The following is a 23,902-nucleotide window of genomic DNA, read 5'->3' on the forward strand; positions in this document are numbered from 1 at the left end:
CGCCGACGCCCCGCTCATTGACCCAGCGCGTTCTGCATCGCGCCGGCCAGCACGTTGACCGCCGGCCCGGCGTTGCCAGACTGGCAGACCTTGGCCTGCAGTAACACGTTTTCGCGCAGCCTGGTTTGATTGAAGCAGCGCCGATCGGTACCGGCTTCTTGTTTGGTCCAGCTCGCGTCGGCCGCGCCCGGCGGCCCGCCGTCGAACGACCAGACCTGCGTGGCCCCGTTGTCCAGATGCATCGCGGTGGTCTGGCCCGAGCAGCCCACCGTCCGGTCCACCAGGCGATGGAAAGCGCGGTCGGCGGCATCGTTGGTGGCGAACACCCCGACGGCCTGTTTGACGAAGTGGGTCTGGTCGTTGGCCGCCGTCTGCGTGACGGCACCGTTGAACGACGCGAGGTCGGGGTCGTCGTACACCTCGGGCAGCCCGATGTCGGCCCAGTTGTTGCACACGGGGATGTCGACCCAATCCCCCTGGACCGGTCGGGTGAAGACCGACTCCCAGGCCATGGGTCCGCCGACGATGTTGCCGACCGAGCCCTTACCCAGGACGGCGTAGTTCACCACTCCCGGTTCCGACGGGTGGGCGGTCGCAACGGGAAGCGCGACCGCGCACTCGATGGCCAGGCCGATGGCGATCGCGGCGCCGCGAACCCGCATGGTCATTCCAGCGATCATGCCAGGACGCCGGGGTGTTGGTCAGCCCCCGTTGCCGCGCACTCCCTCTTCGACCTTCTTGCCGAGGTCGGGGTCGACGTTGCGCCAGTACTCGAACACCCGTGACAGCACCGGCTCCTTGACACCCTTGGAGACGTGACCGATGATGTTGTGCGCCAACCGATCTCGGGCCGCATCGTCGAGGACGTCGCGGACCATGGTGCCGGCCTGCCCCCAGTCGTCGTCCTCGGGGTGCAGCGTGTACGCGGCGCGGACCATGTCGCCGTCCGCATGCCAGCGCACCTCGGCGGCGCGCGCCGGGTCGGCGTGCGGGCCACCGTACGAGTTGGGCGCGTACACGGGGTCGGACACGTTCTTGATCCGCATCGCGCCGTCCTTCGAGTAGCTGTTCACCTCGACCTTCGGCGTGTTCACGGGAATCTGCCGGTAGTTGGTCCCCAGGCGGGCGCGATGCGCGTCGGAGTAGGAGAACCCGCGGGCCTGCAGCATCTTGTCCGGGCTCAGCCCGGTGCCCGGCACGGTGTTGTTCGGTTCGAAGGCCGCCTGCTCGATCTCGGTGTGGTAATCGGTGACGTTGCGGTTCAGCGTCATCTTGCCGACGTCGACCAACGGGTAGTCGCCGTGCGGCCAGACCTTGGTCAGGTCGAACGGGTTGAACCGATAATTCCTGGCTTCCTCGTACGGCATGATCTGCATCTTCAGGGTCCAGCTGGGATGGTTCCCGCCCTCGATTGCCTCGTAAAGGTCGCGCTGGTGGTAGTCGCCGTCCTCGCCTGCCAGCCGGTCCGCGTCCTCCTGGGGCAGGAAGTCGATGCCCTGGTCGGTGATGAAATGGTATTTGACCCAGAAGATTTCACCGCCGGCGTTGATCCAGCTGTACGTGTGGCTGCTGTAGCCGTTCATCTGCCGCCACGACTTGGGGATGCCGCGGTCGCCCATCAGCCAGGTCACCTGGTGCGCGGACTCCGGTGAGAGCGTCCAGAAGTCCCACTGCATGTTGTGGTCGCGCAAATTCGTTGCCTGCATGCGTTTTTGCGACCGGATGAAGTGCTGGAACTTCAACGGGTCGCGCATGAAGAAGACCGGGGTGTTGTTGCCGACCAGGTCGAAATTGCCTTCGCTGGTGTAGAACTTCAGCGCGAAGCCGCGCGGGTCCCGCCAGGTGTCCGGGCTGCCGCGCTCACCGGCGACGGTGGAGAACCGGGCCAGCATCTCGGTCTTGGTGCCCGGCTGGAAGACCGCGGCCCTCGTGTATTTACTGACGTCGTTGGTGACCTCGAAGGTGCCGAAGGCTCCGCCGCCCTTCGCGTGCGGCTGCCGCTCCGGGATGCGTTCCCGGTTGAATTGGGCCATCTGCTCGATCAGGTAATGGTCCTGCAGCAGGATCGGGCCGTCGGGACCGATCGTCAACGACTGGTCGTCGCTGGGCGCAGCGATGCCGGCGTCATTGGTGGTGAAACGCTCCGTCATGTCGCTATCTCCTCTTTGCTGGGCTGCCCTTGGATATTGGCGACGAATACCCCTGCGCGCCAATAACTATGCGCTTTCTCTGGACCGCATCAAGATCGCACCGGTAGTTACGGGCGTGGTGCCGGCGGGGCGGGGGTCGGGCTGACAGCACTCGCCGGCGGCTGGCCGGGGCCGCTTAGGCCGGGTCCGCCGGGTCCACCCGGGCCGGCGGGCGGCATGGGCACGATCAGCCCCGGCCCGCCGTAGCCCCACTGGCCGCTCGGACCGGGGCCCCACGGCCCGTTGCCCGGTCCGGGGCCGCCGCCCGGTCTGAACATCGGGCCGTGGTGATGGTGGCAGTGGTGGTAGTAGCCGTACACGAACGCGCCGACGAAGAAGACAGTCGAGATGATGAAGACGACGCCGGCCACGATGACCACCCACGCCGCGGCCGTGTAGAGCGCCGGCGGCTTCACGCGCTCCGCGGGTGGAGGCGCGGGTGCGGTGGTGGCGGCGGGAGTCGGCGGTGGCGTCGGTCCGGGTGTCTCGGTCATGCCTTCCAATATGCCCAGGCCCTCACGCGCTTAACAGGTCCGCCGCGGAAAACTTGCTGTGAATCGACACGCGGCGGCCGGTCGCCGGTAGCGAGACGACGCGCAGCCCGGCGCTCTCGCGAGCACCGGGCTGCTGGTTGTTCAGTGAGGTTGGGCTACGGCGTGCGGGACGGGGCGACCGACGTCGGGATCTGGCTCGGGCCGGGGGCGCCGGGCGTCGCCGCCCCGGGTCCGCCCTGCTGGATGCCGGCCGGTCCACCCTGCTGGGCACCCGGACCGCCCGGGCCGCCCATGCGGTGGGGGTGCATGAACGCCGCGTGGTGCTTGTTGTGGTGATGGCCGTGGTGGCCGCCGCGGTGGCCGAGGATGAAGCCGGTGAAGAAGATGACCGCGACGATGAACACGATCCCGGCGACGATGGCGACCCAGGCGGCGAGGTGGAAGACGCGTGCCGCCCGGTAGGGGGCTGTCGCTGCCGCGGCGGCCGCCGGGGCAGTTGCGGTCGACGACCGCGTGGTGGGGGTTTCAGATGTTTCACTCATGAGACAAATGATGAAGCCGTTAACAATAGTTGCGGCTATGCGTCACTTATGTAGCAGCTATGAGTGGGTCGGGCCTTAGCCGGGGTCGGGTTTGGGTGGGTTGGTGGCGAACTGAACCGCAGGCCACCGCCATGTCATCCCGGGAGTAATGCACGGTCGGCCAGCGCACCGATTACAGGTGCTAATACCCGAGCGTACTGAGGCGCCACATGAAATTCATTGTGGTACACGAGCGTATTGCCCACGATGGGCGGGCAGCGGTCGACGGCGCAGAACAGATCAATGAGGTCGGCGTATCGGCCCCCGACAGCATGGGTTGCTGCGCTCTCAGACGCGATGCCGGCTTCGTTAACCGCCTTCGCCCGGCGCAACGAGCAAGCCATCGCGTCATCGAGGTGGACAGACAGGCAATCGGGCACCATAGAATGCAAATCCGGAATTGGGCCGAGCACCAACACGTTGGCTCCGATGCCTCGCAACTCCTGCACAAGGCGGGTCAGGCTGTCGATCCACGCCTGGGCGTAAGCCGGAAAACCTGTCGCGAATTCGGGACCCACGCGTAGCATCCCCAAGGCGATCAGCCGCGGATGCTCATTCCTTAGACGCGCCATGATGTCACCGCGCCAGTGCTCGCACTCGGTGTACTTCCGGTGAAAAATGTTGATAGGCAAGTCGAGCATCGGGCAGGAGGCTTTGCTCAGGACCTCAAGCCGCCAGTGTCTCTGGCTCGCGACTTCTTGGAATGCCGGAGCCCACATTCCCGCGTTGGAGTCACCGACCAAGGCGACAGTGGTCGCTGAGGAGGTGTCCCCGGTCGCGCATTCGGGTTGAGCAACTTCCAAAAGGTTGAGCACACAACCCTTCAAGTCGGTGGTCGCCGGTTTGCCATACACCGCGTCAGAAAGCGGCGGATCTAGGTTCGACGGCACGGATTTCAGATCGACGGATGCTGCAACCGCAGCTCGCACTTGGGCGAATGTGTGTTCAACCGCCGCGTCGAACAAATCGACGTTTGAACCCGTGGGCGGAGAGCCCGCGGTGACCGTCAGCGTCGGGGCCGCCGGGCCCCGGCCGACCGGAGTAGGCACCAAGAACTGCAGCACCAAGCCAACGCAAACCGCAAGCACAGTAGCCGCACCGCCGACTGCAAGGCTCCGGGCGGCCGACAGGCGCACCCAATCGGCGTAGCGCAAAGGGTTCTCGATGAGGCGCAACGTCAGCACAGCCAGAGCGAAGGAGACGAGGAGCGCTGCCAGGCCATCCACGGGGCCCAGCGGGTGACCCAACAGAGGCGTTGCGAGCAACAGCACGGGCCAGTGCCACAGGTACCACGAGTACGACACCCGGCCGACCGCCCGCATCGGCGACAATGCCAGGAGGCGGCCACATCCCAGTGAGGGCGCGGCACAGCCCGCACCGATCACGAGCACCGTCCCAAAGACCGGCAGGAGCGCGGCGGTACCCGGATAGGGCGTGCTGCCGTTCAGCTTGCTGCACGCCAACATGATCAGGGCCAGACCGATCCATCCCGCGATTGCGGCCGGGATTGCCGCTAGTCGGCGCCACGCGGCTGTCGTCAGAGCCACCAGGCCGCCTGCAGCCAATTCCCACGCTCGGGTGTGTAGCGAGAAGAACGCTACGGAAGGGGTAGCGGTAGTCGCCGCCAGCGAGAACGCAAAAGACACGGCACCCACAAACGCAAGCGCGAACACATAGGGAATTACTGACGACATGTGAGCTGCCAGCCGGGGGCGCCGACCTATGCGTCGAATTAACCACGCCGTACCGATTATCAGGGCCGGCCATACGAGGTAGAACTGCTCCTCCACGCCTAAAGACCAGTAGTGCTGGAATGGCGATGCTGGCCTGTTGCCAATTTGGAAGTAATCGACGCCTTGCTGAGCGAATCGGTAGTTGCTCACGTAGAGCGCGCTGGCGATGCCGTCCCCGATAACCGACTTCGCCTCAAACGGAGGCAGCAGTAGAGCCGAGCCAATCGCGGTAACGACGCCAACCGTGGCTGACGCCGGCAGGAGTCTGCGGGCCCGCGCACCGTAGAAACGGCCCAGCCGGACGGTCCCTGCACGGTCCACTTCGCGCCAAAGCAGCCCCGTGATCAAGAAGCCTGAGATGACGAAAAACACGTCCACACCGACGAACCCGCCACCCAACCCGGGCAGGTTGCAATGGAAAAGGACGACGGCCAAGACCGCGACGGCACGCAAGCCCTCGATGTCGTCGCGAAATCCCTTTTTTGCGCGCCGATCCCCTGTGGCGTCGGCAGCATTCTTCGCCGGTTCGACTGGGGTTTGCGCGGCAGCGGCCGGCGGCGGGAATGGATCGCGGGTGTCGTCTCTTGAGGTCATTGTCACCCTTCTTAGTCGTTTGCGTATTGTGCCCCAAGGCGAAGACGGCCGCCCTGATATCGCCACTCCGACTTGGGTGGAGCTCTGACGACCGTGGGGCGATGGTCATAGCGCACAGTGCCGAACGAAGCCTGCCCCTCATTGCGACCTCCGGCGGACGGACACCGCAAATCGGCACTCAGCTGGCGTCAGGCTTGAGTGGGTTGACCGCGAACTGAATCACCCGGTAAGGCGCGGCCACACGCGCGCGAGTGTCCCACTGGCTCACGAAGATTCGCAGCTCGTCGAGTGTGGAACCGGGCGAGATGTAACCGCCGTACGGTTGCGCGAGCCGGTTGTCATACGGGGGCGGCAGGCTCTCCGCCGGATCGGGCCACTCGTCGTGCTGCACCACCGTGGTGACCGGCGCGTCGCCCAGGGCGGTCGGGTCGTCGGCGACGCGGACCTCCATGTTGCCCGTGACGGCGTTGAAGTAGGACAGCACCGCCTTTCCGTCGATTTGCCGGACGCACAACTCGCCCACCGCTTCCGGCCACAGCGGCGTGGGCGGCTTGCCCCAGCCGCCGCCCGGCCCGGCCGCCCACCCCTGCCACCGGGACCGGTCGGTGAACGATTGCGGGGTGGCCCGGTAGAGCACGACGGGGTTCCGGCGGGTGAAGCTGTCGGCCACGATGTACACCCAGCCGGTCGGCGAGTCCGCGGTGGGAATGGGGTCGTAGTAGCCGCTGATCTGCGTCTGCGAGCCGCCCTGGTAGGACGCGGGCCGGCGCGACCCGGGGATGGTCTGCCACCCGGCCCGCGCGGGCTCGGCCGTCACGAGCCGGGAGCTTTGCGGTTCCAGGTTTTTCGTCGTCGTCACCATCACGTAGTTGCGCCGGTTGATCTGCACCACCCCGGCCGGCAGCTGCGAGGCACCCGGCGGGGTCGGATCGGCCAGCAGCGGTTTGCTGACGCCGGTGACGCCGGTGTAGCGCACGCCGGCCGGATCGTCGACCGAGGCGGTGTCCACATGCAGCGCCACCGGCGCGTACCAACCACCGAACCCGACGCCCTGGCCGGCGAAGCTGTCGCCGCAGACCTGCAACAGTTCGGCGGGGAACTCCACGAACTCACAGAGGTCGGTCGCGCCGATGCCGTAGTCCCCGGTGGGCGTGCCGGTGCCGGCGGTCGGGCCGATCCGCACCACCTGGCCGGGCGCCAGCGGCTGCACGATGGGCTCGGGCGCGGGCGCCGGCGGATCGGCGTGGGCGAGCCAAACTCCTTGCGGGGCAATCAAAGCCAATGCAAGCGAGCACCGCGCGATCAGTCGGGTATGGGCGGTGCTCACCCGCTTCTCACAACTGGGCGGCCAGCAACTCGGCGATCTGGATGGTGTTCAGCGCCGCCCCCTTGCGCAGGTTGTCCCCCGACACGAACAGGGCCAGGCCGCGCCCGTCGGGCACGCCGGGGTCGTGCCGGATGCGGCCGACCAACGACTCGTCGACGCCCGCGGCCGCCAACGGCGTCGGCACGTCGACCACCTTCACCCCGGGCGCGCCGTCGAGCAGCTGCCGGGCCCGCTCGGGCGACAGCGGCCGGGCGAATTCGGCGTTGATCGACAGCGAGTGCCCGGTGAAAACCGGTACCCGCACGCAGGTTCCGCTCACCGCCAGCTCCGGGATGCCGAGGATCTTGCGGCTCTCGTGCCGCAGCTTCTGGTCCTCGTCGGTCTCGCCGGAGCCGTCATCGACCAGCGAGCCGGCCAGCGGCACGACGTTGAACGCGATCGGCGCGACGTAGGTCTTGGGCGCGGGGAACTCGATCGCTGCCCCGTCGTGCACGAGCTGCTCGGCGCCGTCGATGACCGCGCGGGCCTGCGTGGCCAGCTCCTCCACCCCGGCCAGCCCGCTGCCGGACACCGCCTGGTAGCTCGACACCACCAGGCGCACCAGCTGGGCTTCGTCGTGCAGCACCTTGAGCACCGGCATCGCGGCCATCGTGGTGCAGTTCGGGTTGGCGATGATGCCCTTGGGTCGACGGTGGGCGTCCCTGTCGAAGTTGACCTCCGACACAACCAGCGGCACGTCGGGGTCCTTGCGCCAGGCCGACGAGTTGTCGATCACGGTCACCCCGGCCGCGGCGAAGCGCGGCGCCTGCACCAGCGACATCGTCTTGCCGGCGGAGAACAGCGCGATGTCCAGGCCGCTCGGGTCCGCGGTCGCGGCGTCCTCGACCTCGATCTCCTGGCCGCGGAATTCCAGCTTGCGGCCCTGCGAGCGGGCCGAGGCGAAGAACCGCACCGACGTCGCGGGGAAGTCCCGCTCGTCGAGCAACCTGCGCATCACCTGGCCGACCTGGCCGGTGGCGCCCACAACGCCTATTGACACGCTATTCGCGCCCATATCTACCTGCCCGTCCCCGCATACACCGTCGCCTTCTCGTCCCCGCCAAGCCCGAACGCCTCATGCAACGCAACGACGGCCTTGTCTAGTTCGGTGTCGCGGCACAGGACCGAGATGCGGATCTCCGAGGTGGAGATCAGTTCGATGTTGACGCCGACGGCGGCCAGGGCCTCACAGAAGGTCGCGGTGACGCCGGGGTGGCTGCGCATGCCCGCGCCGATCAGCGACACCTTGCCGATGTGGTCGTCGTAGAGCAGCTGGGTGAAGCCGATCTCGTCCTTGAGCGCGTCCAGCTTGGCCACCGCCGTGGGCCCGCTGTCGCGCGAGCAGGTGAAGGTGATGTCGGTCTTGCCGTCCTCCACCTTGGAGACGTTCTGCAGCACCATGTCGATGTTCACGTCGGCGTCGGCGACCGCCCGGAAGACCCGAGCCGCGTAGCCGGGGATGTCGGGGATGCCGACGACGGTCACCTTGGCCTCGCTGCGGTCGTGCGCGACTCCGGTCAGGATTGGGTCTTCCATGGCTATGTCCTTGATCGATCCGACGACGACGGTGCCGGGCTTGTCCGAGTAGGACGAGCGGACGTGCACCGGAATGTTGTAGCGGCGGGCGTATTCCACGCAGCGCAGCATCAGCACCTTCGCGCCGCAGGCCGCCATCTCGAGCATCTCCTCGAAGGTCACCTTGTCCAGCCGGCGCGCGTTGTGCACGATCCGCGGGTCCGCGGTGAAGATGCCGTCGACGTCGGTGTAGATCTCGCAGACGTCGGCGTGCAGGGCCGCGGCCAGGGCCACCGCCGTGGTGTCCGAACCGCCGCGCCCCAGTGTGGTGACGTCCCGGGTGTCCTGGCTGACGCCCTGGAAGCCGGCGACCAGCACGATGCGGCCCTCGTCGAGCGCGGCCTGCAGCCGCCCGGGGGTGACCTCGATGATCTTCGCGTTGCCGTGGGTGCCGGTGGTGATGACCCCGGCCTGCGAGCCGGTGAACGAGCGCGCCTCCGCGCCCAGCGATTCGATCGCCATGGCCACCAGCGCGTTGGAGATGCGTTCGCCGGCGGTCAGCAGCATGTCGAGTTCCCGCGGCGGCGGGGCCGGGCAGACCTGCTGGGCCAGATCCATCAGGTCGTCGGTGGTGTCGCCCATGGCGGAGACCACGACGACGACGTCGTTCCCCTGCTTCTTGGTCGCGACGATGCGTTCGGCGACACGGCGGATCCGATCGGCGTCGGCCACCGATGATCCGCCGTACTTTTGCACGACCAGCGCCACGTTATGTTTCCCGCAATCTTCCCGCCCTTGGGCACGATTTAAGTCCACAACAGAATACGTGGCTGCACATAACGGTTTACGCCCCGATGCCGACCACCGCAGCCTGCGGTTTTGGCATGATTTTCGACGATTTTCCTCCCGGGCGCCAATCGCGGTAGAGTGCAGGGCGTGCAGCGGGTGCTCCTCCTCGGACGCCGCGACGGGGTCTGATCCAGACCGGCTTCCCGTCGCGGGTGTTCGCGATGCGCCGGTCTGAGGTTCCTTCTGACACCCCCGGAGCAACTACCGTGACTTCCAATCCCGACGCCTATACGTCAGCCCGATCGATCGTCAAACCCGCGGGCCCGCCGGGCCCCGGACAGCCCGCCTGGAATCCGCAGCGTGGTTCGGCGATGCCGGTCAACCGGTACCGATCCTTCGCCGAGGAAGTCGAGCCCATCCGCCTGGCCGACCGCACCTGGCCCGACCGCGTCATCGACCGCGCCCCGCTGTGGTGCGCGGTGGACCTACGCGACGGCAACCAGGCGCTGATCGACCCGATGAGCCCGACCCGCAAGCGCCGCATGTTCGATCTGCTGGTTCGCATGGGATACAAGGAGATCGAGGTCGGCTTCCCGTCGGCCAGCCAAACCGATTTCGACTTCGTCCGCGAGATCATCACCGACGGCGCCATCCCGGACGACGTCACCATCCAGGTGCTGACGCAGTGCCGTCCCGAGCTCATCGAGCGCACGTTCCTGGCGTGCGAGGGCGCGTCGCGGGTCATCGTGCACTTCTACAATTCGACGTCGATCCTGCAGCGCCGCGTGGTTTTTCGCGCCGACCGGGCCGCGGTGCAGGCGATCGCGACCGACGGCGCCCGCAAGTGCGTCGAGGAGGCCGCCAAATACCCTGGCACGCAATGGCGTTTCGAATATTCACCGGAGTCCTACACCGGAACCGAGCTCGAATACGCCAGGCAGGTGTGTGACGCCGTCGGCGAGATCATCGCGCCGACACCGGAGAACCCCATCATCTTCAACCTGCCCGCCACGGTCGAGATGGCCACTCCCAACGTCTACGCCGACTCGATCGAGTGGATGAGCCGCAACCTGGCCAATCGGGAATCCGTCATCCTGAGCCTGCACCCGCATAATGACCGCGGGACGGCTGTCGCCGCAGCGGAATTGGGCTTCGCGGCGGGCGCCGACCGGATCGAGGGCTGCCTATTCGGCAACGGCGAACGCACCGGCAACGTGTGCCTGGTGACGCTGGGGCTCAACCTGTTCTCCCGCGGCGTCGACCCCCAGATCGACTTCTCCAACATCGACGAGATCCGCCGCACGGTCGAATACTGCAACCAGCTTCCCGTCCACGAGCGTCACCCCTACGGCGGGGACCTGGTCTACACCGCGTTCTCCGGCAGCCATCAGGACGCGATCAACAAGGGCCTGGACCAGATGAAGGTCGACGCCGACGCCGCGGACACCGACGTCGAGGACATGCTCTGGCAGGTCCCGTATCTGCCGATCGACCCCAAGGACGTCGGGCGCACCTACGAGGCGGTGATCCGGGTCAACTCGCAGTCCGGCAAGGGCGGTGTGGCCTACATCATGAAGTCCGACCACGGCCTGGCCCTGCCGCGCCGGCTGCAGATCGAGTTCTCCCAGGCAATCCAGAAGATCACCGAGGGCGAGGGCGGGGAGGTCTCCCCGAAGGAGATGTGGGACGTGTTCTCCGAGGAGTACCTCGCCCCGGTGTGGCCGCTGGAGCGGATGAAACAGCGGGTCGAGGCGTCGGAGGAAGACAGCGGCACCACCACGGTCGCCGCGACCGTCAAGGTCAACGGGGTGGAGACCGAGATCAGCGGCGTGGGCAACGGCCCGCTCGCGGCCTTCGTCCACGCGCTCGGCGGTGTCGGCTTCGACGTCGCGGTCCTCGATTACTCCGAGCACGCGATGAGCGCGGGCGACGACGCGCAGGCCGCTGCCTACGTGGAGGCGTCGGTGAACGGCCGCTCCGTCTGGGGCGTCGGCATCGCGCCGTCGATCACCACCGCGTCGCTGCGCGCCGTCGTGTCGGCGGTCAACCGCGCGTCCCGGAAGTAACGCTCGGCGTCGAGGCCGCGGCGACGGAGCTGGGCTCGTCCCGGTTCAACTCGCACGCTCGTCGCGTCGATCACCGTCGCGGGCCCACCGGCGAACGATGCTTCGCGGCGGCTTGGGAAAATACGGCACGAGGTGCCGCGTCCGTTCCGTGTCCTCGGTGAGATCGTGCAGCCGGGCGGTCAGCAAGTCCTTCATCAACAAGTGGCCCTGATCGGAACCGTCCGGCGATACCACCCGCAGCGGGCGGCCATCCGATTCCGCGAAGACATTCGCGGCATGCCGCAGCGTGGCCTTGCTGCCCACCGTGCCACCCGCCGGGGCGGGTGGCGGCCCGGAGCGCATCACTTCGGCGACCAGGAACGCCTCCAGCGGGTCGGTCGTGTAATCACGCGTCAGATGCATTCCGCTGCGTGCAATCTTCTCGGTGAGCACCGAGCGGGCGAGTAGCAACGCGGATATCGCGTAGGCAGTGATCGTGGCGATGACCACCGGCAGCATCGCCGGCCAGGCGCGAGTGAGTTCGAGGGTGAACATGATGGCCGCCAGGGGAGCCCGCATGATGCCGCAAACGACGGCGGCCAGGCCCAGCATCGCCCAGAATCCCGGATACACGTGCGGAAACCAGTGCCCGACGAAGGCTCCGAGCGCGCTGCCGATCATGAACACGGGGGCGAATACACCGCCCGATGTTCCCGAACCCAGCGACAGCGCCCAGATCGCGGTTTTCACCACGAGGATGCCCACGATCAGCGACAGCCCGGCGCGCCCGGTGAGAAGTGCGTCGATCACGTTGTAACCGACGCCGAGAGCGCGCGGTTCAATCAGTCCGCCCGCGCCGATGATCAGGCCGCCGATCGCCGGCCACCACATCCAGTGAATGGGCAGGCGCGGGAAGGCGTTCTCGGCCCAGTAGACCAGGTGCGTCACCGAGATAGCGAGTGCAGCGCCGGCCAGTCCGACGCATACCGCCAAAGCGTCGATGGACCAATGGATTTCAGCTACATGCGCCTCGACCGGGAATACCGGCGCGGTGCCCAGGATGAACAAGCGCACCACGGTGGCCATCGCTACCGCGCTCGCGACGGGGACCATGCTCCGCGGCCGCCATTCGAAGAGCAGCAATTCGACGGCCAGCAGGATGGATGCCAGTGGTGCGTTGAAGGTGGCCGCGATGCCCCCGGCGGCGCCGGAGGCCAGCAGGATCTTTCGCTCGTCTGCGGTCAGATGCAGGAATTGAGCGACAACGGAACCCATGGCCCCGCCGGTCATCACGATCGGCCCCTCCGCGCCGAACGGGCCGCCGGTACCGATGCTGACGGCCGCCGAGATCGGCTTGAGCACAGCAACTTTGGGCTCGACGCGGCTGCTGCCGGTGAGAATCACTTCGATGGTCTCAGGCATGCCGTGACCACGTACCTGATCGGATCCGTACCGCGCCATCAGGCCGATGACCAAACCGCCGGCTATCGGCGCACCCAGAATCAGCCACCACGGATGGTGGTTTGCCGCCGGCGACACCAGAGCATCCGAAATACGTTGATAAAAAACAAGATTAGTGACCAAACCGATGAGCTTCAACAGACACCAGGCCACCAGTGCTGACAGGGCGCCGATGACTATCGCGATGCCCGTGATTGGAATTAACCGCCGATCGACGTTGAAGTCGGCTAACCGTCCACTCACTACAAAGAATTCCTCACCGATCCGATCGATGCATCAACTCTCGACCGATTCCCCAGAACGCAACTCGCAGGACACGATTCGCGTCCTGCGGTGATCCGCTGAATCGTAACAACTCCGCGCGCCGTCGGCGCGCTCAACGGCCAAGGCATTGCTGGGAGTTAGGGCTGAATTCGCTGGCGTCCGCCTGTTAAGCGTCCCGTCAGCGCAGCAGGTCGAGCGTCAGAACAATGCGAGCTGCTCGTCGACCGTGGTGGTGTCGGTGAACTCCTCCATGCTGGTGCCGCCCACGACCGCGCGGATGGAGTCCAGGAACTGCGCGTCGGAGACCACCGGCACCCCGAGCTGCTTGGCCAGGTAGCCCTTGCCCTGATCCGGGGCGGGGTCATTGCAGACCACCAGCGAAGTCTCGCCGTCGACGGCGTCGGTATAGGCCAGCCCGGCGTGCAGGATGCGTTCGACCAGTTCCTCGTGGGTGCGGCCGACCTCGGCCGCCAGGGCCACCCGCATGCCCTGCACCAGCGGCCGCCCGGACACGTACAGCCCGGGATTGAGATACGGGCAGGGCATCCGCGAGGCCAGCACCTTCAACGGGCGCAGCTCGTCGTGGGTGACGCGGCCGTTCGGCCACCGTCGCCGGGTCACCGGATGCACCGGCAGCCAGATGTCGCGCTCGCGCGCACGCCTGAGCGCCGACGCCAGCACACCGGTCAGGACCAGCGCGTCGTCGAAGGCGTCGTGCGGCCGTTCCTGGGTGACGCCCCAGTGCGCCGCGAGGGTCTCCAAGCGCAGGTTGTCGATGCCGAGGTCCAACCGCCGGGCCAGCTCGACGGTGCACATGACGGAGTCGATCGGCAGTTCGGTCTCGGCGAGCTCGGCTTCCGCGGCCAGGAACGCGTAGTCGAACGCGACGTTGTGGGCCACCAGCGTGCGACCGTCCAGCACCTTGACCACGTCGTCGACGACGTCGGCGAACTGCGGCTGGTCTTCCAGCATGGCCGCCGTCAGGCCGTGCACGTGGGTTGGCCCGGGGTCCACGCCAGGGTTGAGCAGGCTGACGACGGATTGCTCCACGCGACCGTCGGCGTCGAGGCCCAGCACCGCCAGGCTGATGACCCGCGCCTGACCGGGCCGAAAACCCGACGTCTCGACGTCGATGACGGCCCAACCCCCGTCCGGCTCGCCGGCCGGCCGCCCCCAGGACACCCGGTTCATGTCGACAGGATGGCACGTCGGACCGACATCACCGGGTCGCTTCGCTGCCGTGTCGGTCGCTGAATTCGGTAAGGGCGACCCGCAGCACCCGGCGCTCTGCACCGCGCTTGCGATCGCCCTTATTCGGTGAGGGCGACCCGCAGCCCCCGGCGCTCTGCACCGCGCTTGCGATCGCCCTTAAACTGCCCGGGTGGTTACCACCCGTGCACGCCTGGCCCTCGCCGCGGGAGCGAGCGCGCGCTGGGCCTCGCGGGTGACCGGACGCGGCGCGGGAGCGATGATCGGTGGCCTGATCGCGATGTCCCTGGACCGCTCGGTCCTGCGTCAGCTGGCGGCCGGGCGACGTACTGTCGTCGTCACCGGCACCAACGGCAAGTCGACCACCACCCGGATGACCGCCGCCGCGCTGGGCACGCTGGGTTCGGTGGCCACCAACGCCGAAGGCGCCAACATGGACGCCGGGCTGGTGGCCGCACTGGCGGCGAACCGCGAGGCGCCGCTGGCGGCCCTGGAAGTCGACGAGATGCACGTGCCGCACGTCTCCGATGCCGTCGAGCCCGCCGTAGTCGTGCTGCTCAACCTGTCGCGCGACCAGCTGGACCGGGTCGGCGAGATCAACGTCATCGAACGCACCCTGCGGGCCGGGTTGGCCCGGCATCCCAACGCGGTCGTCGTCGCCAACTGTGACGACGTGCTCATGACGTCGGCGGCCTACGACAGCCCGAACGTGGTGTGGGTGGCCGCGGGCGGCTCGTGGGCCAACGACTCGGTCAGCTGCCCGCGCAGCGGCGAGGTGATCGTCCGCGACAAGGGGCATTGGTATTCCACCGGCGTCGACTTCAAGCGGCCCAGCCCGCAGTGGTGGTTCGACGACCACACCCTCTACGGGCCCGACGGGCTGGCCCTGCCGATGCGGTTGGCGCTGCCGGGCGCGGTGAATCGCGGAAACGCCGCCCAGGCCGTCGCCGCCGCCGTCGCGCTGGGCGCGGAACCCGCGAAGGCGGTGGCGGCCGTGTCGGGCGTCGACGAGGTCGCCGGGCGCTACCGGACCGTCCGCGTCGGCGACCACGAGGCGCGGATCCTGCTGGCCAAGAACCCGGCCGGCTGGCAGGAGGCGCTGTCGATGGTGGACAAGCAGGCGGCCGGGGTCGTCATCTCGGTCAACGGGCAGGTGCCCGATGGCGAAGACCTGTCCTGGCTGTGGGACGTCCGCTTCGAGCACTTCGAGCACACCGCCGTCGTGGCCGCCGGGGAGCGGGGCACCGACCTCGCGGTGCGCCTCGGCTACGCGGGCGTCGACCACACCCTGGTGCACGACACCGTGGCGGCCATCGCGTCCTGCCCGCCGGGGCGGGTCGAGGTCGTCGCGAACTACACCGCCTTCCTCCAGCTGCAACGTGCGTTGGCGCGCCATGGCTGATTCGACCGTGCGGATCGGGCTGGTGCTGCCCGACGTGATGGGCACCTACGGCGACGGCGGCAACGCGCTGGTGCTGCGCCAGCGCCTGCGGTTGCGGGGCATCGCCGCGGAGATCGTCGAGATCACGCTGGCCGACCCGGTGCCGGACTCACTGGACCTCTACACGCTGGGCGGGGCGGAGGACTACGCGCAGCGGTTGGCCACCAAGCACCTGATCAAGCATCCCGGGTTGCAGCGCGCCGCGGAGCGCGGCGCGCCCGTGCTGGCGATCTGCGCCGCCGTGCAGGTGCTCGGCCAGTGGTACGAGACGTCGGCGGGGGAACGGGTCGACGGCGTGGGGATGCTCGACGCGACCACCTCGCCGCAGCAGGCCCGCACCATCGGCGAATTGATCAGCAAGCCGCTGTTGCCCGGGCTGACCCAGCGGCTCACCGGTTTCGAGAACCACCGGGGCGGCACCGTTCTGGGCCCCGCCGCATCGCCGCTGGGCGCGGTGGCCAAGGGCGCGGGCAATCGGGCGGGCGACGGCTTCGACGGAGCGGTGCAGGGCAGCGTCGTGGCCACCTACATGCACGGCCCGTGCCTGGCCCGCAACCCCGAGCTAGCGGACCTGCTGTTGGGCAAGGTGGTGGGCGAGCTGGCGCCGCTGAAGCTGCCCGAGGTGGAGTTGTTGCGCCGGGAGCGGTTGGCGGTGCGCTGACATGCGGAATGACATCGCGAGAAGCGGGCGGCGGGGTTTGGCGAGCGGCAGTGCCCTGCTAGTCGCGGCCGCATTGATCACACCGGTGCCGGCGCACGCGACGCCCGAGGTGCCGAGCGGTCGATACACGGTGCTCTATACCGACAGTGACAAGACGACCACATGGCTTTTCGCCCCCTGCGGATCGGACTGCACGCTGGCGACCTCGCAGGACGGCGGGACGTTCGTCATCAGCTGGGAGTTCGACCTCGCGAACGGACGCTGGACCCACAGCGGCGCGACGCAGGCACCGTGCGCGAATGGAACAACGGTTCCGGCAACCGTCGACTACAGCTTCGACGCCGTGTCGCTTGCCGGTGAGGGCCGGACGACCACGTCAGACGGGTGTGGCGGTCCAGGCTCGACGGTCACCCGGCCGTTCCGATTGACCAAGACCTGAGCCGTCTCAGACCATCGCCCGGCGGCCGGCGAGCGCCCGGCCCAGCGTCAGTTCGTCGGCGAACTCCAGGTCCCCGCCCATCGGCAGCCCGGACGCGATCCGCGTCACGATCAGCCCCGGGATGTCGCGCAGCATCCGGACCAGGTAAGTGGCGGTGGCCTCGCCCTCGGTGTTCGGGTCGGTGGCGATGATCACCTCGCTGATGTCGACGTCGTCGACCCGCTCCCCGATCCGGCTCAGCAGTTCGCGGATCCGCAACTGCTCGGGCCCCACCCCGGACAACGGATCCAGCGCGCCGCCCAGCACGTGGTAGCGGCCGCGGAATTCGCGGGTGCGCTCGACGGCCTGCACATCCTTGGGTTCCTCGACGACGCACACCAGCGAGCCGTCCCGACGAGGGTCCGAACAGATTCGGCACCGCTCGTTGTCGGAGACGTTGCCGCACACCGCACAGAACCGCACGCCGTCGCGCACCTTGCCCAGCGCCGCGGTCAGCCGATCGATATCCGGCGGTTCGACCGACAGCAGGTGGAAGGCGATGCGCTGGGCGCTCTTGGGCCCGATGCCCGGCAGCTTGCCGAGCTCGTCGATCAAATCCTGGACCGGTCCTTCAAACATGTTCGACGATCTACAGCTCCGGCGCCTGCGCCGGCGGCTGTCCCGGCGGCGGCCCGCCGAAACCGCCGGCCAGCGCCCCCAGCCGCTCCTGCGCCATCCGGGTGACCTGCGTGGAGGCGTCGGCCATGGCGCCGACGATCAAGTCCTGCAGCGTCTCGACGTCGCCGGGGTCGACCACCTTGGGATCGATCTGCACCGCGACCACCTCGCCGCTGCCCTTCACCGTCACCCTGACCAAGCCACCGCCGGCCTGCCCGTGTATCTCGGCGTTGGCGAGCTGTTGCTGGGCCTCAATCAACTTCTGCTGCATCTGCTGCGCCTGGGCCAGCAGCGCCGACATGTCGCCTCCGGGTTGCATGACAGTCCCCTCGCATCTTGGTCTCGAGTTGGTTTCGCCTGCGTGTGTCCGGCGATTCGAAACACCCAGCGTAGACCGCGCGAAGCTACCTTTGCGCCGTGGACCTACGAGTGAGCAGGCGTGTCGGCATCAGGATGGTCATCGGTGCGCTGGTTGCCGCTTCGGCGGCGATCACCCCGACCGCGACCCCGGCCGCATGGGCGGTCCCGTCCAACATCGCCGGCATGGTTGTCTTCATCGACCCCGGCCACAACGGCTCCAACGACGCGTCCATCAGCCGTCAGGTCCCCACCGGTCGCGGCGGTACCAAGGACTGCCAGGCGAGCGGAACGTCGACCAACAGCGGTTATCAGGAGCACACCTTCACCTGGGACACGGCGCTGCGGGTTCGTGCGGAGTTGAACGCCCTGGGCGTGCGGACCGCGATGGCCCGCGGCAACGACACCGGGCTGGGACCCTGCGTCGACGAGCGCGCCAACATGGCCAACGCGTTGCATCCCAACGCGGTCCTGAGCATCCACGCCGACGGCGGCCCCGCATCGGGCCGCGGATTCCACGTCAACTACTCGGCCCCGCCGCTGAACCAGGTGCAGGCCGGGCCGTCGGTGCAGTACGCCAGGATCATGCGCGACCAGATGCAGGCCTCCGGCATCCCGCCCGCCAACTACATCGGCCAGAGCGGGTTGTACGGGCGCTCGGATTTGGCCGGGCTGAACCTGGCGCAGTACCCGTCGATCCTGGTCGAGTGCGGCAACATGAAGAACCCCGCGGACTCGGCGCTGATGGAGTCGGCCGAGGGCAGGCAGAAATACGCCGACGCGATGGTCCGCGGCGTCGCGGGTTTCCTGGCCTCTCAGGGCCAGGCGCGCTAGGCCCGCAAGCCGGCCCTTCCCCGACGGCGACGCTTCGAACCCGGGCCGCCTGACCAATCGCGGCTTAACTCCGGGCTAACTCACTCGTCACCCAGAAGAATTTGCCTCAACGCGGCGCGCGCGGAGGTGACCTTCTGTAGGGTCTGTTTTACGCATGTCGACTTGCGGTGTGGGAGAACCGATGATCAATCCGTCGACAACGACAACGACAACTTGTTTGTCGCGGCCGACGACCGGCGCGCGACGGCTTCTGACCGGCGTTCGCCGAGATTTCAGCCAACTGTCGACCGGCAGGAAGCGCGGCCATCCGCGCTGCACGTCTCCACCCATCGCGACTCCGGGGCGTTCCCGCACGGATGTGGGGTGCGGACTCGGGGTCACCGCGGGCTCCACAGCCGGCCCTCATTTGCTTGGGCGTCAATTCAGCAAAGCACCGCAGCCGATGGTCGAGGCCGCCGAACGATCAGGATTCGTACGCACTCACCGCCCCGTCGGATAAGAAGAGGGTGGACGGCCGTGGAGACATCGGGTTTCACTTCCACTGCTGTTATCGGCATGGCCTGCCGCCTGCCGGGGGGCATCGACTCTCCCGAACGGTTGTGGGAGGCGCTGCTGCGCGGGGATGACCTGGTCACCGAGGTGCCCCCGGACCGGTGGGACGCCGACGAATATTACGACCCCCAGCCGGGAGTGCCGGGCCGCTCGGTGACGAAGTGGGGCGGATTCCTCGACGACGTCGCCGGTTTCGATTGCGAGTTCTTCGGGATCAACGAGCGCGAAGCCACCGCGATCGACCCCCAGCACCGGCTGCTGCTGGAAACCTCATGGGAGGCCATGGAACACGCCGGCCTCACCCCAGAGACCATGGCCGAGTCGCGCACGGGCGTGTTCGTGGGTCTGACCCACGGCGACTACCAACTGCTGGCCGCCGACGCGCACGCCGTGGAGGGGCCGTACGGATTCTCCGGCAGCAGCTTCAGTTTGGCGTCCGGCCGCATCGCGTACGCGTTGGGCGTGCACGGCCCGGCGGTCACGGTGGACACCGCTTGTTCGTCCGGTCTGACCGCGGTGCACCTGGCCTGTCGCAGCCTCGGTGACGGTGAAAGCGACCTCGCCCTGGCGGGCGGCGCAACCGTGATCCTCGATCCGCGCAAGTTCGTCGCGGGCTCCGCGGAAGGCATGCTGTCTCCCACCGGGAGATGTCATGCGTTCGACGTCGAGGCGGACGGATTCGCGTCCTCCGAAGGCTGTGTCGTGTTGCTACTCAAGCGATTAGGCGACGCGCTGCGCGACGGCGACCGAATTCTGGCGGTCATCCGCGGCACCGCGGCCAACCAAGACGGCCACACCGTCAACATCGCCACCCCGTCGGCCGCGGCGCAGACCGCGGTGTATCGGGCGGCGTTGGCCGCCGCCGGCGTCGACGCCGCCAGCATCGGCATGGTGGAGGCTCACGGAACCGGCACGCCGATCGGCGACCCGATCGAATACGCCGGCCTGACCGAGGTCTATGGCATCGAGGGTCCCTGCGCGCTGGGCGCGGTGAAAACCAATCTCGGGCATGCCCAGGCGGCCGCCGGTGCGCTGGGCCTGATGAAAACCATCCTTGCCCTGCAACACGGCATGGTGCCCCGGAATCTGCATTTCACCAAGCTGCCCGATCCGCTGGCCGCCATCAAGACCCAACTCTTTGTGCCACAGACGGTTTCGCCGTGGCCCCGCGACGGCGGTCATCCCCGGCGGGCGGCGGTGTCGTCGTACGGGCTATCCGGCACCAACGCTCACGCGATCGTCGAGCAGGCACCTGAACCCGCTGCAGTGCAAGCTGTTTCGGTGGATTCGGCGCCGGCCGATTCTCTGATGTTCCCGCTGTCATCCAGCTCCGCCGACGAGCTGCGCCGCACCGCGGGCAGGCTGGCCGACTGGGTGGCGGCACACGAGGATGTGCAATTACCGGATCTGGCGTACACCCTGGCGCGCCGGCGCGCGCACCGCCCGGTACGTAGCGCCGTCATTGCGGGCAACCGTCCGGAACTGATTGCGGCCCTGCGAGATGTGGCCGCCGGCGACGGTCCGTGCCCGGCCGCGATCGGGCACGACGACAGGGGGCCGGTGTGGGTGTTCTCCGGCCAGGGATCGCAGTGGGCCCAGATGGGCGCCGAATTGCTGGCCACCGAACCGGTTTTCGCCGCAACCGTCGCCGAGGCCGAGCCGTTGATCGCGCACGAGGCCGGGTTTTCGGTGACCGAGGCGATGACCGCGGCGCAGACCGTGACCGGTATCGACCGGATACAACCGACCCTGTTCACCATGCAGGTCGCGCTCGCCGCCACCTTGCGCTCGTACGGGGCGCGCCCGGGCGCGGTGATCGGACATTCCCTCGGTGAGGTCGCCGCGGCCGTCGTCGCCGGAGCCCTATCGCTGGACGACGGGGTGCGCGTCATTTGCCGGCGCTCGCGGCTGATGTCCGGCATCGCCGGATCCGGCGCGATGGCGTCGGTGGAACTGCCTGCACAGCAGGTGCTTTCGGAGTTCATCACCCGCGGCGTCGACGACGCGGTGGTGGCGGTGGTCGCCTCGCCGCAGTCCACGGTGATCGGCGGCGCCACCCAAACCGTTCGCGATCTGGTCGCGGCCTGGGAGCTGCAAGATGTGCTGGCCCGCGAGATCGCCGTCGACGTTGCGTCACACTCCCCGCAGGTCGATCCGATCCTCGACGACCTGGCGGACGCACTCACCGACCTCCGTCCGATGCCGCCGGATATCCCCTTCTACTCGGCCACCCTGTACGACGCGCGTGAGCGGCCGGTGTGCGATGCCGACTACTGGGTGCAAAACCTCCGCCAGATGGTGCGGTTTGCACCGGCGGTACGGGCCGCCCTGGAAGAGGGTTACCGGGTCTTCGCGGAACTGGCGCCGCACCCGCTGCTCACCCATGCGATCGAGCAGACCGCCCGCAGTCTCGACATGCCGCTGGCCGCCCTGGCCGTCATGCGCCGCGGCCAAGCGCTGCCATCCGGGCTGGACAGTTTCGTAGCCGACCTGCACAGCGCGGGTGCCGCGGTGGACTTCTCGTTGCTCTACCCCGATGGCCGGCTGGTGGACGCGCCGCTGCCGACCTGGGCCCACCGGCCCCTGTTGTTGCGCCGCGGTGATCACGGATCGCCGACGCACGGTCGCAGCATTTCGGTCCATCCACTGTTGGGTGCCCACGTGCGTTTGTTGGAAGAACCGGAACGCCACGTCTGGCAGGCCGAGGCGGGAACCTCCACCCAGCCCTGGCTGGGTGATCACCGAATCCGGAATGTTCCGGTCCTGCCGGCGGCGGCGTACTGCGAGATGGCGCTGAGCGCCGCGCGCGTCATGCTCGGCGACGGCGCCGAGGTCCATGATCTGCGCTTCGACCGGGCGCTGCTGCTGGATCAGCAGACCACGGTCAGTACCTGGGCGGCGGCGTCGTCACCGAATGCCGCTGAGTTCGTGGTGGAGACCGAGGAACAGGGGAGGCACGCGACGGCGGTCCTTCGCGCCGCGACGGGGCAGCAGGCGCCCGCGCGGAACACGTCCGCGCTGCTGGCCGCCCACCCGCACCGCGAGGACGGCGCCGAGGTGCGCCGCCGCCTGGACCGGCGAGGTGTTCAGTATGGCCGGGCGTTCAGCGGGCTGGTCGCCTTGCGTACCGGCGACGAGTCTCCCGATACGGTCCTCGCCGAGGTCGCACTGCCCGGTGAAATCCGTTCGCAGCAAGATGCTTACGGGTTCCACCCGGCGCTACTGGATGCGTGCTTCCAGTCCATCGCCGCTCACCCGCTGGTGCGTGACCTCGACGACGATGCGCTGGCGTTGCCGTTGGGGATCCGAGCACTCCGCCTCGACGGCGCCGCGCGCGGCGCCCGCTACTGCTACACCCGGGTGACCAAGGCGGATACGGCTGGCGTCGAGGCCGATCTCGACATCCTCGATGAGCATGGAACGACCCTTCTCTCGGTGCGGGGGCTGCGGCTGGGCACCGAGGCAACCGACAACGGCCACGCCGACCGGCTGCTGGCCCAACGGCTGCTGACGATCGACTGGCGGCACCGGGAGCTACCTGACGCCCAGTATGCCGCCGCCGGAACGTGGCTGCTGATCACCACCGCCGGTGACTTGGGCGCCGCGTTGACCGACGCGCTGAAAGCATCTGGTGCGCAGTGCATCACGATGTGCTGGCCACCGCACGCCGACCACGACGCGACGGCGCAACAGCTTCGAGACCATCTGCGTGCGGGCGGATTCAGCGGAATGGTGGTCCTGACGGGATCCGGAAACGGCGGCGCCGCGGACCAATCCCCCCGCCTGGGTTGTGAGTCCGTGCAACATCTGATTCGCGTCACCCGCGATCTGCCGGACTTCCCGGGCGAACTTCCGCGGCTCTATGTCGTTACCCGCAGCGCCCAGGCCGTGGTCGCCGGCGACGTGCCGGACCTGGAGCAGGCTGGGCTGCGGGGTTTGGTGCGGGTGATCGGCACCGAGAATCCGCACCTGCGGGTCACCCAGATCGATATGGACCAAAGCACCGACCCCGAGCAGCTGGCCCGGCAACTGCTCGGCGGCTCCGAGGAGGACGAGACCGCGTGGCGCCAGGACACCTGGTATGTCGCGCGGTTGTCCCCCACTCCGCTGTGCCCAGAAGAGCGACGAACCACCATCGCCGACCCAGGGCGTGACGGGATTCGCCTGCAGGTCCGTATACCCGGTGACCTTGAGTCGATGGAACTCGTTCTCCACGAACGGCGTTCACCGGGACCCGGGGAAATCGAGATCGCGGTCAGCGCCGCCGGCCTCGCCGACCCCGACGTGCTGGCCGCGCTGGGCCAGGACACGCTCCGGGGCCTGGGCACCGATTTCGCCGGGACGGTGACGGCGGTCGGAGCAGGCGTCGCGGACCATACGGTCGGCGATCGAGTCGGAGGGTTGTGCGGCGGCGGCGAATATGTCGGCACCCGCCGCGCGAGCCATCTCAATCGCCGCTTGCCCTACCCCTCCTGCCGCGGAGTGGATCAAGACGCGATCATCGGCCTTGACGTGGGCCAGCTCATGCAAGGCGTGATACGCGGTGGTGTGCGTGGTGGACGCCGCGGCGGCCTGGCCGTCGGAAAGCCCCGCCGGCAGGGCGACCGCCAGTCGCGCATCGCACGTGACGAAGGAACCCCAAGAGCCGCCGCCGCACAACCCTCCGACTCGATCGCCGACCGTATGGTCCGCGACGCCTGCTCCGACCGCCGTCACCGTGC

Annotated in this window: 18 protein-coding genes; 6 read left to right on the forward strand and 12 right to left on the reverse strand. The window is 68.1% G+C overall.

Annotation, left to right across the window (positions count from 1 at the left end; translation table 11 throughout):
• Nucleotides 1-14: 14 nt before the first annotated feature.
• The 8 genes from A5701_RS18130 to A5701_RS18165 form a co-directional block, all read right to left on the reverse strand.
• On the reverse strand, nucleotides 15-662 hold the full coding sequence (locus A5701_RS18130) for a sensor domain-containing protein (RefSeq protein ID WP_156670151.1): 648 nt from the start codon (nucleotides 660-662) through the stop codon (nucleotides 15-17).
• A 39-nt stretch (nucleotides 663-701) separates the two neighbouring features.
• Nucleotides 702-2,150 (reverse strand): catalase, encoded by a 1,449-nt coding sequence (locus A5701_RS18135; protein WP_067756676.1) that lies wholly within the window; start codon nucleotides 2,148-2,150, stop codon nucleotides 702-704.
• Between the two features lie 107 nt (nucleotides 2,151-2,257).
• Complete coding sequence (locus A5701_RS18140; protein WP_067756679.1) at nucleotides 2,258-2,683, reverse strand: hypothetical protein; 426 nt, start codon at nucleotides 2,681-2,683, stop codon at nucleotides 2,258-2,260.
• A gap of 155 nt (nucleotides 2,684-2,838) precedes the next feature.
• The gene (locus A5701_RS18145; protein WP_067756682.1) at nucleotides 2,839-3,225 is read right to left on the reverse strand and encodes a hypothetical protein; all 387 of its coding nucleotides are present in this window, start codon (nucleotides 3,223-3,225) and stop codon (nucleotides 2,839-2,841) included.
• 134 nt (nucleotides 3,226-3,359) lie between these two features.
• Nucleotides 3,360-5,591 (reverse strand): acyltransferase family protein, encoded by a 2,232-nt coding sequence (locus A5701_RS18150; RefSeq protein WP_082969784.1) that lies wholly within the window; start codon nucleotides 5,589-5,591, stop codon nucleotides 3,360-3,362.
• A 178-nt stretch (nucleotides 5,592-5,769) separates the two neighbouring features.
• Nucleotides 5,770-6,918: a DUF4185 domain-containing protein gene (locus tag A5701_RS18155; RefSeq protein ID WP_067756690.1), complete on the reverse strand. Its 1,149-nt coding sequence runs from the start codon at nucleotides 6,916-6,918 to the stop codon at nucleotides 5,770-5,772.
• A 7-nt stretch (nucleotides 6,919-6,925) separates the two neighbouring features.
• Entirely contained in the window at nucleotides 6,926-7,972 is a 1,047-nt protein-coding gene (locus A5701_RS18160; protein ID WP_067756693.1) for an aspartate-semialdehyde dehydrogenase, read from the reverse strand.
• 2 nt (nucleotides 7,973-7,974) lie between these two features.
• Nucleotides 7,975-9,240 carry an aspartate kinase gene (locus tag A5701_RS18165; RefSeq protein ID WP_067756697.1) on the reverse strand — a complete coding sequence of 422 codons (1,266 nt, stop codon included), beginning with the start codon at nucleotides 9,238-9,240 and terminating at the stop codon, nucleotides 7,975-7,977.
• 242 nt (nucleotides 9,241-9,482) lie between these two features.
• On the opposite strand from A5701_RS18165, the gene leuA reads away from it, so the two are divergent.
• Nucleotides 9,483-11,327, forward strand: coding sequence for a 2-isopropylmalate synthase (gene leuA / locus A5701_RS18170; protein WP_197499187.1), 1,845 nt, complete (start codon nucleotides 9,483-9,485; stop codon nucleotides 11,325-11,327).
• Between the two features lie 45 nt (nucleotides 11,328-11,372).
• Here leuA and A5701_RS18175 read toward each other — a convergent pair whose 3' ends face one another.
• Nucleotides 11,373-12,845, reverse strand: a complete 1,473-nt coding sequence (locus tag A5701_RS18175) for a chloride channel protein (RefSeq protein WP_231972849.1) — start codon at nucleotides 12,843-12,845, stop codon at nucleotides 11,373-11,375.
• A gap of 384 nt (nucleotides 12,846-13,229) precedes the next feature.
• Nucleotides 13,230-14,222 (reverse strand): DEDDh family exonuclease, encoded by a 993-nt coding sequence (locus A5701_RS18180; protein WP_067756703.1) that lies wholly within the window; start codon nucleotides 14,220-14,222, stop codon nucleotides 13,230-13,232.
• A gap of 190 nt (nucleotides 14,223-14,412) precedes the next feature.
• Between A5701_RS18180 and A5701_RS18185 the strand changes: the two genes are divergently transcribed.
• From A5701_RS18185 to A5701_RS18195, 3 genes are read left to right on the forward strand one after another with little or no spacing between them, the layout of a single operon-like run.
• Nucleotides 14,413-15,642 (forward strand): Mur ligase family protein, encoded by a 1,230-nt coding sequence (locus tag A5701_RS18185; RefSeq protein WP_067756706.1) that lies wholly within the window; start codon nucleotides 14,413-14,415, stop codon nucleotides 15,640-15,642.
• The gene (locus A5701_RS18190; RefSeq protein ID WP_067756728.1) at nucleotides 15,635-16,342 is read left to right on the forward strand and encodes a type 1 glutamine amidotransferase; all 708 of its coding nucleotides are present in this window, start codon (nucleotides 15,635-15,637) and stop codon (nucleotides 16,340-16,342) included. The genes A5701_RS18185 and A5701_RS18190 overlap by 8 nt, the downstream gene beginning before the upstream one ends.
• Before the next feature lies 1 nt (nucleotide 16,343).
• On the forward strand, nucleotides 16,344-16,781 hold the full coding sequence (locus A5701_RS18195) for a hypothetical protein (protein WP_067756709.1): 438 nt from the start codon (nucleotides 16,344-16,346) through the stop codon (nucleotides 16,779-16,781).
• Between the two features lie 6 nt (nucleotides 16,782-16,787).
• On the opposite strand, the gene recR is transcribed toward A5701_RS18195, so the two are convergent.
• Complete coding sequence (gene recR, locus A5701_RS18200; RefSeq protein ID WP_067756712.1) at nucleotides 16,788-17,399, reverse strand: recombination mediator RecR; 612 nt, start codon at nucleotides 17,397-17,399, stop codon at nucleotides 16,788-16,790.
• A gap of 10 nt (nucleotides 17,400-17,409) precedes the next feature.
• Nucleotides 17,410-17,757: a YbaB/EbfC family nucleoid-associated protein gene (locus A5701_RS18205; protein WP_067756715.1), complete on the reverse strand. Its 348-nt coding sequence runs from the start codon at nucleotides 17,755-17,757 to the stop codon at nucleotides 17,410-17,412.
• 98 nt (nucleotides 17,758-17,855) lie between these two features.
• Here A5701_RS18205 and A5701_RS18210 point away from each other — a divergent pair, with 98 nt between their 5' ends.
• Nucleotides 17,856-18,629, forward strand: a complete 774-nt coding sequence (locus A5701_RS18210) for an Rv3717 family N-acetylmuramoyl-L-alanine amidase (protein WP_156670150.1) — start codon at nucleotides 17,856-17,858, stop codon at nucleotides 18,627-18,629.
• A 555-nt stretch (nucleotides 18,630-19,184) separates the two neighbouring features.
• Nucleotides 19,185-23,902 (forward strand): type I polyketide synthase (pks2, locus tag A5701_RS18215; RefSeq protein ID WP_082969783.1); only part of this gene is annotated, 4,718 nt, incomplete at its 3' end.

Source organism: Mycobacterium sp. E3305 (genome assembly GCF_001666785.1).
In the GTDB taxonomy this organism is placed as follows: domain Bacteria; phylum Actinomycetota; class Actinomycetes; order Mycobacteriales; family Mycobacteriaceae; genus Mycobacterium.